A 13,538-nucleotide genomic window follows, 5' to 3' on the forward strand; every position below is an offset into this window, starting at 1 on the left:
ATGCTTTAATCTAATTTGTTGATGTAGTAATTGGGATATTTGCTTCCCACAAAGGTAAATTGATTTTTTGACAAAGGTTGGTTGGTTTTAAAAGAATTAACGGTTAAAGTTGTTTTTGTTCCTTTTTTTCCAACTTCTATTAAATTGTAAATGTGTTTGGTTTGTACATCAATTCCTAAAAGGATTTCTTTTCGTTGATCTTTAGCATTTGTAGGAACTAATTTGATGTATTGAATTTTTCTACCTTTTACATTTTGAATAATGTCCATAGTATACTTATATCCTGAATTAAAAAAAGTCAACATTTTAGATGGAGTAATAGCATTGTCATCTTTTTCATTGACGCTCGAAATGGTAATTTCCTCATCCTCAGGTACAATTGTATATGTTTTTTTTCCGTCAAAAATTTTAGTAACTCCCATAAAATTCAATACGTATTGATTGCCTTTCATGGTCACATTGCCTTTACTGTCTTGGTTGATATTTTCTTTGGCATTGTTTAATGAATATTTAAAATCAATTCCAATATTATTGTAACTTTTAACTTTGGCCGTCACTTGGTCAAGCAAATCTTTTGCTTTTTTATCTTGAGCTTGCGTTGAAAAACTAAACAATACGCAGGCCAAAGCAAGAGTACATTTTTTTGCTAATTTTTGAAAGTTGTTGTTTTTTGAGTCTTGAATGATAAGTTCCATGTTTTAATTGTTTTGTTCATTGTTGAAAAATTGATCAAGAGCATGCATATCCATGATGTTTACACTTCGCGCTTTACTTCCTTCAAAAGGACCTACTATACCAGCAGCTTCTAATTGATCAATTAATCGTCCTGCTCGGTTGTAGCCTAGTTTAAGTTTTCTTTGCAATAGTGATGCCGAACCTTGTTGTGCATTGACAATAATTTCGGCGGCTTCTCTGAATAAGCTGTCTCTTTCAGAAATATCTACATCAAGATTAATGCCATTTTCCTCTCCAACAAACTCTGGTAATAAATAAGCTGTTGCATATGCTTTTTGTGCACCAATGAATTCTGTAATTTTTTCGACTTCGGGCGTGTCTATGAAAGCACATTGTACACGTACGACATCGTTGCCATTAGTGTAAAGTAAATCACCTCGACCAATTAATTGATCAGCACCTTGTGTGTCTAAAATAGTTCTAGAGTCAATTTTAGATGTTACTCTAAAAGCAATTCGAGCCGGGAAATTGGCCTTAATTAAACCGGTAATTACATTCACAGACGGACGTTGAGTAGCAATTATCAAGTGAATACCAATAGCTCTGGCCAATTGCGCCAATCTTGCTATAGGTACTTCGACTTCTTTTCCTGCGGTCATAATTAAATCGGCAAACTCATCAACTACCAATACAATGTAGGGTAAAAATCGATGGCCATTTTCAGGATTTAGTTTCCTAGCCTTAAATTTATCGTTATATTCCTTAATGTTACGAACCATTGCATCTTTCAATAAGGAGTAACGATTATCCATCTCTACGCAAAGAGAGTTCAAAGTATTTACTACTTTCGCATTGTCGGTGATAATAGCATCATCCATATCAGGCAACTTAGCCAAGTAATGTCTTTCTATTTTATTAAAAAGTGTTAGTTCGACTTTTTTAGGATCGACCAAGACAAATTTCACTTCTGCGGGATGCTTTTTGTACAAAAGTGATGTTAAAACTGCATTCAATCCAACCGATTTACCTTGACCAGTAGCACCTGCCATCAAAAGGTGTGGCATCTTTGCTAAGTCAACTACAAATGTTTCGTTTGAAATGGTTTTTCCTAATGCAATTGGCAACTCCATTTCGGCTTCTTGAAATTTAGCGCTTCCAATTACACTTTTCATAGAAACCATCGTTGGGTTTTTATTTGGTACCTCAATACCAATAGTTCCTTTCCCAGGAATTGGAGCAATGATACGAATTCCTAATGCTGAAAGTGAAAGGGCAATATCATCCTCTAAACTCTTAATTTTGGAGATTCGAATTCCAGCTTCTGGCACAATTTCGTATAAAGTTACCGATGGACCAACGGTAGCTTTTATTTGTGCAATTTCGATTTTGTAATTGCGTAAAGTATCTACAATACGATTTTTATTTTCTTCTAATTCTTCTTGATTAATGGTAATTCCGCCGCTTGAATATTCTTTTAAGATATCAATAGTTGGGAATTTATAGTTAGATAAATCCAAAGTAGGATCAAATAAACCAAAATCAGCTACCAATCTTGATGCTAGATTTTCTTCGATGATATCTTCCTCCGGCGCCGTTTCAATAACAAATGATTCTACTATTTCTGGTTCGACTTTAATACTAGGAGCAGGAGTAAGCTCCATAGCGATGGGCTTGTTGGCTGGTTTTACGGCTAAGTCAGATGATGCGCTTATAGTTGGCTTGAGTGCTTCCTTGTTGATTTCAAATTGGGTGCCATTAGTTTTTAAATGTATGGTATCAATTTCTTCCTCTTCTGGAGTTGCATATTCTTCTAGGTTATAAGCGGCGCTGTTTTCTTTATCTTTTACTCCAATTGAAGGAGTTGCTTCTTCTTTTGCGGAAGCGGTAAATAAAGATTGAATTTTTTCAGGTGAAATTTTAACTTTGAATATTACATAAATTATTATACCGAAAATTAAAGTCAATAAAGTCCCCGTTTTTCCTAAATAATCTTGCAAAAACAAGTTAAGTTCATAACCAATTGTTCCGCCTAATTCAGGTACAGAAGTGGCAAAAAATCCTAACAAGACGCATAGAATAACCATAATGAATAGATCCCAGAACCAAATGTTTTTTAGTTTGCGACCAGGTATACCAAGTACCATGTAAAGTCCTGTTAGAAAAAAGAGTCTAACAAACAAAAATGCTGCAATCCCAAATCCCTGAAAAACCAATAAATCTGCCAGAAATGCTCCAAATTTACCTAACCAGTTTTCTACCGTTTCCGAACGATCTATTAGCGCTTGAACAGCACTTTGATCTTGTTGCCCATGGAGGAAAAATGAAATAAAAGCGACTAGCAATGCAACCGAAAAAAGCACTAACAATGCTCCCAAAACAATTTTTTGTTGTTTAGAGATTACTATACTTTTTGGTGAATCTGCTTTGTCTGCGTTTATTTTGTTTGGGGGAGTCGTTTTGGTTGTTTTTGCCATTCGAGATTGTAAAATTGCCTAAAAAATAAAAGGGATGTAAATAACAAGACCAATAACAATTGCAGTTAGAGCGGCAAAAAATACCGCTCCTGCTGCAATGTCTTTTATGAATCCTATTTTTTCGTGAAAATTAGGGTGAATGAAATCGGCCATTTTTTCAACTGCGGTATTAAGTCCTTCTGTGCATAACACTAAGCCTAACGCCAATGTTTGAATAAGCCATTCGGTTTTTGAAATTCTAAAATAAAATCCAGCTGCTGTAACCGCCACTCCAAGACCGCATTGTACCATGATGCTATGCTCTGTTTTGATAAGTGTAACTGCGCCTTTAAATGCAAATTGTACACTTTTTAAACGTCCAGATAAAAATTTATTGTCTTTTTGAAATTCCATAGTGTTTGTGATTACAATACTGCTAAAGCAGCTTCGTAATTTGGTTCGTCAGCAATTTCAGCTACTTGCTCAGTGTGTGTAATCACACCATTAGCATCAGTAACAATGATTACGCGAGAGTGTAAACCTGCTAAAGGTCCGTCAGTGATTTCTAAACCATTATTCTTACCAAATTCTCCTGAAGCAAAATCAGATAAATTTACCACATTTTCAAGTCCTTCAGCTCCACAAAAACGTTTTTGAGCAAATGGTAAATCGCGAGAAACACAAAGAACTACTGTGTTATCAAGACTTGCAGCACTTTCGTTAAATTTTCTAACAGAGGCAGCACAAGTTCCTGTATCAATACTTGGAAAAATATTCAAAACTAATTTTTTACCTGCAAACGAAGTTAAATCGGCTACAGATAAATCAGTTGCAACTAGTTTAAAATCAGATAATTTTGAGCCAACTGTTGGTAGTTCGCCTGAAGTGTTTATTGGATTTCCTCCTAATGTAATAGATGCCATAATTTTTGTTTTTTTGTGAGGTTCAAAAGTATGAAAATTATTTAAGATTTAAGTCTACGCTTTGGGTTTTAAGTTTTGATTTTAGCGTTTATTTAAAATTAATTTTACGTCACAGTGTGTTCCATTTTCCCAAAAAAAAAACGCACTCCGAATTGGAATGCGCTTTGTATGATGTAAAACTTTTTTATTTATCGATTGATCCAAGCACTCGTTTCATAAATTGGTTCAAAGCTTCTTTTTTATCAACACCAGATTTAACCAATTTGTTGACTTCAATCGCACCGTACATGTTTGAGATTAACTCGCCAATAACATCTAATTCTTCATCTTTTAAGGAAGGAATTTCAGTCATAGCCTCTAATACATCAATGGTTTCAATGATGTAGTCCTCATCGTTTTCCTCGATAAATTGTGTTAAATGTTTGATTACGGGTAACTTCATATTCTTTTTTTATTTTGGTGTCTAAGTTTTTAGTTAATTCAAAGTTTAGAATTTTGTTGCCTAGGCTGACAATTTTAAACTTTGAACTGAAAAAAATTAAACAATTTCGTTTACCAACTCAACCAATACTTCTTGTTTGTTGGTTTGTGTTTCGTTTACTAATTTTCCATTTACAAAAGTAGCAAAAGTAGGTAAGTTGCTTACATTAGCTAATTTGCGTGATTCTGGGAAATTTTCAGCGTCTACCAAAGCGAAAGTCATGGCTTCGTTTTCAGTAGCCAATTTTTTAAATTTTGGTTTCATGATTCGGCAATTGCCACACCAAGAAGCTGAAAACTGTACTACCACTTTTTCATCTTTAGCGATTAAATCTTGTAAACTATCAGAAGTTAATTCTATTAACATGGGATGTTTTTTTAGGGTTGAAAGTAACAAAGGTTCACAGAGGTAAAGTTTTTAGAACTTCTTGACTTTGTGTGACAAAAAAGCTGTCGCTCAGCCCCTCTAAACCTTTGTATCTTTATTTTATTAGTTTAAACTTAAGTATTCAGCAGTACTTACGCGGTCAGCGCTCATTGCTTCTTTACCAGCTTCCCAGTTTGCAGGACAAACTTCACCTTTTTCTTGAATGTGTGTGTAAGCATCAACCATACGCAAGTACTCGTTTACGTTACGACCTAATGGCATATCGTTTACACTTTCGTGGAAAATTTTACCCGTTTCATCAATTAAATAAGTAGCTCTAAAAGTTACGTTAGATCCTTCGATGATAACAGAATCTGTTTCTTCACTGTACTCAGTTGAGTCGATGTCAAGAATTCCTAAAATGTTAGATAAGTTACGGTTTGTATCAGCAAGAATTGGGTAAGTTACACCTTCAATTCCACCATTGTTTTTTGGAGTATTCAACCAAGCAAAGTGTACTTCGTTTGTATCACAAGATGCTCCAATGATCATTGTATTTCTTTTTTCAAATTCTGGTAAAGCAGCTTGAAAAGCGTGTAATTCAGTTGGGCATACAAAAGTAAAATCTTTTGGGTACCAAAATAAAAGTACTTTTTTGTTGTTGTTTACTGCTTCTTCGAAAACGTTGATTTTTAAATTATCACCCATCTCAGAGATAGCATCTACTGCAATACTTGGAAATTTTTTACCTACTAATGACATTTTTATTGACTTTAAAGTTAATTTTTTGATTTTGCAAAAGTAGTTGTTCCTTGTTTAAATTAAAACAGATGTTTCATTACATATTCTTATACTTTAATAAACTTTTCTTATGTCTTATCTCAATTAACTTAAGTCCTCGTTGTTAATTCAAAGGAACATGTACGGATAACGTTCCTTTTCCTAAAGTATCTGTCAATAAATGTTGCGCCGCAATCTCTTGAAACTCTTTAAAATCTTGGTAAACCATTACCAAACCTTTTGCTTGCGACAGACTTGGAATGACTTGTAAGGAGTATGGATTCCCAAACACGTAGACTGTACATTTTTTAGTTTCTAAAAGTTTTTGTAGCATGTGCAACACGTCGTCTTCTAACTCAAAATTATTTAGTGGCTTGGCTTTTGGGACAAACAATGCTATTAGTAGAGAATCAAAGTTTTGTAATTCCTGTTCAAATTGTGATAAAAATGATCTATCGTCAAGTGTATAGGCAAATGTCGGACTTGATAATTCGCTTTCTAAACTATTAAAAAATAAATTGTTAATTGGTCCGTATAAGCTTATTTTGGCAAATGATTTCTTCTCAATAGGATTTAATAATTCTGCCTTTTTGGTTTTATTTATTAAGGTTGTAATGCTGTTTTGAGCAATTTTTGTATTAAGTTTTGATGTTGTTTCCCAGTCAAAAGTAGTTGCGCTTTCAAGCTGAAATTCACTATTTGTATCAAATAAACCTGCTTTTTTCTTGTACTTCAAGATGCGATCGTAACTAGCGTCGATTCGTTCCGGAGTAGCATTGGTTTTAATAAATTGAATTCCTTCAGCAATGTTTTCTGCAAAACACAAAACATCATTTCCTGCCTGAAAAGCCTCCCATTCTAATTGTCCTTTTTCACTGTACAATTTTGAAACGCTGTGCATGTTCAAGGCATCTGAAATAACGAGTCCCTCAAATCCCATTTGAGTACGTAGTAATCCTTCAATAACTTTTTGAGATAAAGTTGCCGAAGTATTTTCGCCATCGTTTAAAGCAGGCACCGCTAAATGTCCAATCATAATAGAATCAACATCGGCTGCAATTCCGGCAGCAAAAGGATGCAATTCATTATTCATTAATTCCTCCAAACTTTCTGTTAAAACAGGTAAGCCAAGGTGAGAATCGACATTCGTATTGCCGTGTCCGGGAAAATGTTTCAAACAACCTAAAATGCCTACATCATTTAAACCTTGCAAATAAGCTAGCGCGAATTGAGCGACTTTTTCTTTGTCTTCACCAAAGGAACGGTAGCCAATTACTGGATTATCCGGATTGTTATTGATATCAGCTAATGGCGCTAAATTGTAATGAATACCAACTTTTTTTAAATCAGTACCAATTTGTTTTCCTACTTGATAAACCAAATCTATTTTGCTCAAGGGCAAAGATCCAAGAGTAATTGCGTAGGGATATTGAGGTGTTTTTTCAACACGCATTGCTAATCCCCATTCGGCATCTATACTAATAAGTAATGGAGTAGAGGCGCATTTTTGATAGCGAACAATAAGCTCTTTCAGGCTTTGGCAACTTTCATCATTTAAAATGACTTGTTTTTTAGACTCGTAATTAGTGGCAGCACTGGCTCTACTATGAAAAAAAGTAAGTCCACCAATGTGATGTTCGCTAATTAATTGTTCCAAAGCTTGAATTTCACTTTCGTTGTCGTTAATGAATGCTGCCGGAAAGAAAAACTGTCCAATTTTTTGTTCTAAAGTCATTGTAAAAGTGGAATAGTATTGTTGTAAAAGCAAAATGCGTTGGTTCTGGTAACGAATATTGTGCGAACTTGCTGCAGGCTTGCTGTTTTATTTTAAATTAAATTACTTCGATTGACGAAGATTCTCAGGAGTACTTTTTTTGCCAAAATCATTAGGATAAATCAAGAATCGTGACAAAATTAAACCCGGAATAGTAGCCACAAAAACCCAAATAAAGAAGTTTCCGTACCCTAAATATTCTTGTATGTAACCACTAACCATGCCTGGTAACATCATACCAAGAGCCATAAGACCAGTAGCAATAGAATAGTGGGAGGTTTTCGATTCGCCTTCGGCAACATAAATTAAGTACATCATGAAGGCAGCAAAACCAAAACCGTAGCCAAATTGCTCTGCCACAACTGTTGCGTATACATACCAAATATCTGTAGGGTGATAATGCGCTAATAAAATAAATCCGATTATAGGTAAATGCATGGTTAAAATCATGGGCAACATCCATTTTCCTAAGCCATCTTTACTGATGACAATTCCGCCTAAAATCCCTCCAATTGTGAGCGCAATTAAACCAAAAGTTCCGTAAATAACGCCAACTTCTTGCGTACTCAAGCCTAAACCTCCTTTTTCTAAAGGATCAATTAAAAATGGACTCAGCATTTTCAATAATTGTGACTCTCCCAAACGGAACAATAAAATAAAAACGAGTACTAAACCTATTTGTTTCTTTTGAAAAAAACTTTTGAAAACAGTTCCAAAGCTTTTATTTGTAATGCTTTCAGCACTTAATGGAGCGGCTGTTGATTCTGTTTTTGGACTCACGAAAAAATTATAAATAGTGATAATAGTCATTAAAATTCCAACTAAAACCATTGTGCAGGACCATGCTTTATTTTTATCTCCAAATTCAATTTCGAGGTAGCCTGCCAGTACTACAATTAATCCGTTTCCGGTAAGCATCGCAAGTCTGTAAAATGTACTTCTAATTCCTAAAAAAAAGGACTGTTGGTCTTTGCTTAGCGCCAACAAATAAAAACCATCACTCGCCACATCATTTGAGGCAGAAGCAAAAGCTGCTACCCAAAATATCGCCAAGGTCACAAAGAAAAATTGCTGCAGTGGAAGCATAAAACCTACCAAAACAAAAGCAATTGAAATCAGTAATTGCATGCTTAAAAACCATTTTCGTTTGGTAGAATATAAGTCGATAAACGGACTCCATAATGGTTTAATAACCCATGGTAAGTACAGCAAACTGGTGTAAACACCAATAGCTTCATTGTCAATTCCTAAGTTTTTATACATGATAACCGACACCGAAATGATGATGGCATACGGTAATCCGGAAGCGAAGTTTAATATGGGTATCCAAAACCAGGGCGTGTTATCTGCTTTCATAGTTTGTTTTTAGTTTGATGCTGCTGCAAATGATACAATGGTTGGCTCACTTTCGTTGCCATACAAATCGATAAAGGTAATTGCGCAGGTTTTGTTTTTGTCTAGTTTATAACTCGGAATAGCAATTTCAGCCAACTTTGTTTGCTCATTGAAGGTCACTTTCGCAATCATTTGACTTGGGTTATTGATGTCTAATTTTGTTTGAAATCGAGAACTGTAAACCACTACATAACGCATGATTTCGCCCGCCGGTTGAGCAACAATAAAACGCGAAGCTATCGGGTCATATTGAATTGTAGTAGCAATTGGTTTGCTCTGGTTTTTTTTCACTGCTTGTGGCACCACGTTGGGCAACGCAGGATATTTGTATTGATTTTCAAGAAGCAATTTAGCCACGGTTTGATTTTTATTTACAAATCCTTTGGCACTGAAATAAGCATTTCCTTGAACGTTTTTGTAAGTTCTAGTCAAATCAATTTGGTTTGGAATCTCTTTGGGATTGTTCCATCTTTTATCCGAATCTTCGTTTACTTTATAAGTGCTGTTTCCGATGTAAATAGCAGTGTTGTTGGAGTTGTCAGCCCACCATTTCAACAATTTTGAATACGATGCTTTTGGATGATCAATACTCCAATACAATTGTGGCAAAATATAATCGATCCATTTATTATCCATCCAAGCTAATGGATCGGCAAAAAGATCGTCGTAATTGGTTTGCCCCGCCTCAGTATCGGAACCTTTTGGGTCAACCGATTTATTGCGCCAAACTCCAAACGGGCTAATTCCGAATTGAACCCAAGGTTTTATCTTTTTAATCGAAAAAGCGACATCTTTAACAAAAGTATTCACGTTTTGTCTTCTCCAATCTTCTAAACTTAAACCAGCCCCATATTTTTTATATGCAACTGCGTCATTGAATTTTTCGTTAGGCACTTTGTAAGGATAAAAATAATCGTCAAAATGAATGGCGTCAATATCGTAATTGGTCACTACTTCGTTTACCACGTTTAATAAATGAGCTTGTACTTCAGGCAAGGCAGGGTTGTAATAAATTTTTCCGCCATAGCGAATCATCCATTCCGGATGTTTAAAATAATCGTGCTCAGGACTCAAAATACTGGTATTGTAATCCATTGTGGCGCGGTACGGATTGAGCCATGCGTGAAATTCAAAACCTCGATTGTGTGCCTCGGTAATCATCCAAGCCATGACATCGTAGTAAGGTTGTGGCGCTTTCCCTTCTTTACCTGTTAAAAAACGAGACCATGGCGCCAATTTAGTTGGGTAAAAAGCATCGCCAACACTACGTATTTGAACGATTACAGCATTGTAATTCAGTTTTTTGTAAGTTTCTAAAATTTCAAGATAATCTGCTTTTTGCTTGGCAACGTTATCAGTGCCCGCTTTTGGCCAATCAATATTTACAACTGTTGCAATCCATACGGCTCTAAATTCGTTTTTAGGATGTTGAGTAGCTGTTTGTGCGCTCATTTGATGAAAAGTCAGTAAAAAGATGGACATCAATAAAGCACAGCGCTTGAAATTTTTCATTCGAGTGTAATTTTTAAAGTGTTCAAAAATAGTTTTTTTAGTGATAATAGCTAGCACAATTACCCCTAAAATTTGGCTTTATTTGAGTTTGCAATTTCTTTGCCAAATCAGTACGCAGCTCTTTTAGGAAGTTGTTGCTAATATAAATTTTTAGAAAAACGGACCACAATTGGCTATTGATATTTCTATATTTGTGACTCAATTCTCTTTTTACCCAAAACATGTCAATTATTTCACAATTAGAACAAATAGCACTTGAACTTGATGGAACTTTAGTTTACGATGATTTGCACAAAATATTGTACGCAACGGATGCTTCGGCTTACCGCATTTTTCCTTTGGCTGTCGCTTTTCCAAAAACGGAACAAGATATTGCTCGAATCATAACTTTTGCTGCAAAGCATCAAATTTCTATTACTCCGCGCACCGCAGGAACTTCATTGGCAGGTCAAACCGTAGGAAACGGAATAATTGTAGATGTGTCGAAACATTTTACGGCGATTAAAGCTTTTGATGCCGCTGCGCAAACAGTAACGGTGCAACCAGGAGTTATTCGTGACGAACTGAATTTGTACTTAAAACCACACGGATTATTTTTTGGTCCCAACACATCTACTTCTAATCGATGCATGATTGGCGGCATGGTAGGAAATAACTCTTCAGGAACTACGTCTATTCGATATGGTGTGACTCGCGATAAAATTATCAAGATAAAAGCCGTTTTAAGTGATGGTTCAACTGCTGTTTTTGAAAATATTACAACGGCTGAGTTCGAGCAAAAAATGAAAGGTTCTACTTTAGAAAGTCAAATTTACCGAACTTTATTTGAGGAACTTTCTAACAAAGAGCAGCAACTCGAAATTAAAAGAGAATTTCCAAAACCTGAAATTCACAGGCGCAATACGGGCTACGCAGTTGATATTTTGTTGCAATCGGAACTTTTTGGAGGAACAAATACTTATATCAACGTTGGACAATTACTTTGCGGAAGCGAGGGTACATTGGCGTTTACTACTGAAGTTACCTTGAAGGTAGATGTTTTGCCGCCTGCCAATAACGTGATGGTTGTAGCTCATTTTGATTCCGTTCAAGAAAGTCTCGAAGCAGTGGTAACAGCGATGAAACATCATTTGTATACTTGCGAATTAATGGACGATACTATTTTAGATTGTACCAAAACCAACAGAGAACAAGCCAAAAATCGATTTTTTATTCAAGGTGATCCTAAAGCTGTTTTAATGCTTGAAGTGGCTTCTGAAATCAGTATGCAAGATGCCGAAAAACAAGCCGACGCTTTAATTTTAGATTTACAACAGCAGAATTTCGGCTATGCTTTGCCAAAAATATACGGTGATGATATCAGCAAAATAAATGAACTTCGAAAAGCAGGTTTAGGTCTTTTGGGTAGTATTGTTGGCGATGATAAAGCAGCCGATAGTATTGAAGATACTGCAGTAGAATTAAGTGATTTACCTAATTATATAGCTGACTTTTCAGCAATGATGGAACGCCACGGTCAAAGTGCTATTTATTATGCGCATGCCGGCGCTGGAGAAATTCACCTTCGACCTGTTTTAAACTTAAAGACAAAAGAAGGTGTGCACCAATTTCGAAATATTGCTACCGAAGTAGCTATTTTGGTTAAAAAATACCGCGGTTCCTTAAGTGGTGAACATGGTGATGGCATTGTACGCGGGGAGTTTTTGCCATTTATGATTGGTGCTAAAAATTACGAATTACTCAAGCGAATCAAAAAAGCATTTGATCCAAATGGAATAATGAATTCGGGTAAAATTGTTGATGCGTTAAAAATGGACGAGAATTTGCGTGTTGAAGCGGGTAGGGAAGAGCCCAACATTGCGACCATTCAAGATTTTTCAGATAGTATGGGAATTTTGCGCGTTGCCGAAAAATGTAATGGTTCAGGAGATTGTCGCAAATTACCGTCAGCAGGTGGCACTTTATGTCCGAGTTACCGCGCTACTCGAAACGAAAAAGATACTACCAGAGCACGTGCCAATGCGCTCCGAGAATATCTTACACATTCTGAAAAAGAAAATAAATTTGACTATAAAGAATTGTACGAGGTTTTCGAATTGTGCGTGAGCTGTAAGGCTTGCTCCAGCGAGTGTCCGAGTAATGTTGATGTAGCAGCGCTAAAATCTGAATTTTTGTATCAGTACCAAAAAACAAATGGTTTCTCGCTACGTAACAAAATATTTGCTTACAATGCTAGACTTAATGCCTTGGGAAGTATCACCCCGAAAATAACCAATTGGATTGTTAACTTGCCTTTGGTAAAAAACAAAATGGGCGTTGCCAAAGAACGCACTGTACCACACTTAGCCGCAAACACTTTTAGATCATGGTTAAGTAAGCAAAAAAGAAAGAAAACTGAATTTCCAAACGGAAAATTAGTTTTGTTTGTGGATGAATTTACCAATTATTATGATGTACAAGTTGGCATCGACGCGTATGAATTACTATCGGCATTGGGTTACGAAGTGCTTATCGTTGATCATGAAGAAAGCGGAAGGGCTTTTATTTCCAAAGGTTTTTTAGAACAAGCCAAAGCGATTGCCAATACCAATGTTGCTATTTTTTCGGGATTTATTTCTGAAGACTTACCATTAGTTGGTTTAGAACCCTCGGCAATTTTAACTTTTAGAGACGAATATTTGCGCTTAGCAGATGATGTAGAAAAAGCCAAAGAAGTGGCTGCACATACTCATACGATTGAAGAATTTTTCAAACTCGAAATCACCAAAGGAAAAATTTCATCAAAAAATTTCTCTGATAAAGAAAAACAGATTAAAATTCATGGACATTGCCATCAAAAGTCTTTGAGTACGATTGAAGCAACTTTTGCAATGCTAAATCTACCAAAAAATACAACGGTAACCATCTATAATTCGGGTTGCTGTGGTATGGCGGGCTCTTTTGGATATGAAAAAGAGCATTATGAAATTAGTATGCAAATGGGCGAAGATACTCTTTTCCCAAAAGTAAGAAACACAGCTAACAGCACAGCTATTGCAGCAGCAGGAACAAGTTGTAGGCATCAAATTTTTGACGGAACGTCACGTCAAGCCTTGCATCCTGTTTCTATTTTAAGAGATTGTTTGCTTTAAACGAAGAATTGCGTTATGAAATGATGGAATAATTTAACTTAAAGACAA

Annotated in this window: 11 protein-coding genes; 1 reads left to right on the forward strand and 10 read right to left on the reverse strand. The window is 35.7% G+C overall.

Features of this window, described 5'->3' with window-relative positions:
• Window positions 1–5: 5 nt before the first annotated feature.
• The 10 genes from G9Q29_RS05850 to G9Q29_RS05895 all read right to left on the reverse strand — a co-directional run bounded on the left by G9Q29_RS05850 (window position 6) and on the right by G9Q29_RS05895 (window position 10,359).
• Window positions 6–695: a LolA family protein gene (locus G9Q29_RS05850; protein WP_225872895.1), complete on the reverse strand. Its 690-nt coding sequence runs from the start codon at window positions 693–695 to the stop codon at window positions 6–8.
• A gap of 3 nt (window positions 696–698) precedes the next feature.
• A complete protein-coding gene (locus G9Q29_RS05855; protein ID WP_166134266.1) occupies window positions 699–3,149 on the reverse strand; it encodes a DNA translocase FtsK in 2,451 nt (816 codons plus the stop codon).
• Between the two features lie 18 nt (window positions 3,150–3,167).
• A complete protein-coding gene (locus G9Q29_RS05860) occupies window positions 3,168–3,542 on the reverse strand; it encodes a diacylglycerol kinase family protein (protein WP_166134268.1) in 375 nt (124 codons plus the stop codon).
• 11 nt (window positions 3,543–3,553) lie between these two features.
• Entirely contained in the window at window positions 3,554–4,051 is a 498-nt protein-coding gene (gene tpx, locus G9Q29_RS05865) for a thiol peroxidase (protein WP_166134270.1), read from the reverse strand.
• Window positions 4,052–4,235: 184 nt separating this feature from the next.
• A complete protein-coding gene (locus G9Q29_RS05870) occupies window positions 4,236–4,493 on the reverse strand; it encodes a DUF6952 family protein (RefSeq protein ID WP_166134272.1) in 258 nt (85 codons plus the stop codon).
• Window positions 4,494–4,589: 96 nt separating this feature from the next.
• A complete protein-coding gene (locus G9Q29_RS05875) occupies window positions 4,590–4,898 on the reverse strand; it encodes a thioredoxin family protein (protein WP_166134274.1) in 309 nt (102 codons plus the stop codon).
• Between the two features lie 123 nt (window positions 4,899–5,021).
• Window positions 5,022–5,660, reverse strand: coding sequence for a peroxiredoxin (locus G9Q29_RS05880; RefSeq protein ID WP_166134276.1), 639 nt, complete (start codon window positions 5,658–5,660; stop codon window positions 5,022–5,024).
• A 142-nt stretch (window positions 5,661–5,802) separates the two neighbouring features.
• The gene (locus G9Q29_RS05885) at window positions 5,803–7,413 is read right to left on the reverse strand and encodes a glycoside hydrolase family 3 protein (RefSeq protein WP_166134278.1); all 1,611 of its coding nucleotides are present in this window, start codon (window positions 7,411–7,413) and stop codon (window positions 5,803–5,805) included.
• A gap of 102 nt (window positions 7,414–7,515) precedes the next feature.
• Window positions 7,516–8,808 carry an MFS transporter gene (locus tag G9Q29_RS05890; RefSeq protein WP_166134280.1) on the reverse strand — a complete coding sequence of 431 codons (1,293 nt, stop codon included), beginning with the start codon at window positions 8,806–8,808 and terminating at the stop codon, window positions 7,516–7,518.
• 9 nt (window positions 8,809–8,817) lie between these two features.
• A complete protein-coding gene (locus tag G9Q29_RS05895) occupies window positions 8,818–10,359 on the reverse strand; it encodes a glycoside hydrolase family 10 protein (RefSeq protein WP_166134282.1) in 1,542 nt (513 codons plus the stop codon).
• 221 nt (window positions 10,360–10,580) lie between these two features.
• Here G9Q29_RS05895 and G9Q29_RS05900 point away from each other — a divergent pair, with 221 nt between their 5' ends.
• A complete protein-coding gene (locus G9Q29_RS05900) occupies window positions 10,581–13,490 on the forward strand; it encodes an FAD-binding and (Fe-S)-binding domain-containing protein (RefSeq protein ID WP_166134284.1) in 2,910 nt (969 codons plus the stop codon).
• The last annotated feature ends 48 nt before the right edge of the window (window positions 13,491–13,538 follow it).

The sequence above is a fragment of the Flavobacterium turcicum genome, assembly GCF_011365745.1.
Lineage (GTDB): Bacteria > Bacteroidota > Bacteroidia > Flavobacteriales > Flavobacteriaceae > Flavobacterium > Flavobacterium turcicum.

What these genes read in the sequence shown, in the direction of transcription:
- G9Q29_RS05895 (WP_166134282.1), bottom strand. Translation starts at nt 10,359, where the DNA reads ATGAAAAATTTCAAGCGCTGTGCTTTATTGATGTCCATCTTTTTACTG.
- tpx (WP_166134270.1), bottom strand. Translation starts at nt 4,051, where the DNA reads ATGGCATCTATTACATTAGGAGGAAATCCAATAAACACTTCAGGCGAA.
- G9Q29_RS05900 (WP_166134284.1), top strand. Translation starts at nt 10,581, where the DNA reads ATGTCAATTATTTCACAATTAGAACAAATAGCACTTGAACTTGATGGA.
- G9Q29_RS05855 (WP_166134266.1), bottom strand. Translation starts at nt 3,149, where the DNA reads ATGGCAAAAACAACCAAAACGACTCCCCCAAACAAAATAAACGCAGAC.
- G9Q29_RS05880 (WP_166134276.1), bottom strand. Translation starts at nt 5,660, where the DNA reads ATGTCATTAGTAGGTAAAAAATTTCCAAGTATTGCAGTAGATGCTATC.
- G9Q29_RS05850 (WP_225872895.1), bottom strand. Translation starts at nt 695, where the DNA reads ATGGAACTTATCATTCAAGACTCAAAAAACAACAACTTTCAAAAATTA.
- G9Q29_RS05870 (WP_166134272.1), bottom strand. Translation starts at nt 4,493, where the DNA reads ATGAAGTTACCCGTAATCAAACATTTAACACAATTTATCGAGGAAAAC.
- G9Q29_RS05860 (WP_166134268.1), bottom strand. Translation starts at nt 3,542, where the DNA reads ATGGAATTTCAAAAAGACAATAAATTTTTATCTGGACGTTTAAAAAGT.
- G9Q29_RS05885 (WP_166134278.1), bottom strand. Translation starts at nt 7,413, where the DNA reads ATGACTTTAGAACAAAAAATTGGACAGTTTTTCTTTCCGGCAGCATTC.
- G9Q29_RS05890 (WP_166134280.1), bottom strand. Translation starts at nt 8,808, where the DNA reads ATGAAAGCAGATAACACGCCCTGGTTTTGGATACCCATATTAAACTTC.
- G9Q29_RS05875 (WP_166134274.1), bottom strand. Translation starts at nt 4,898, where the DNA reads ATGTTAATAGAATTAACTTCTGATAGTTTACAAGATTTAATCGCTAAA.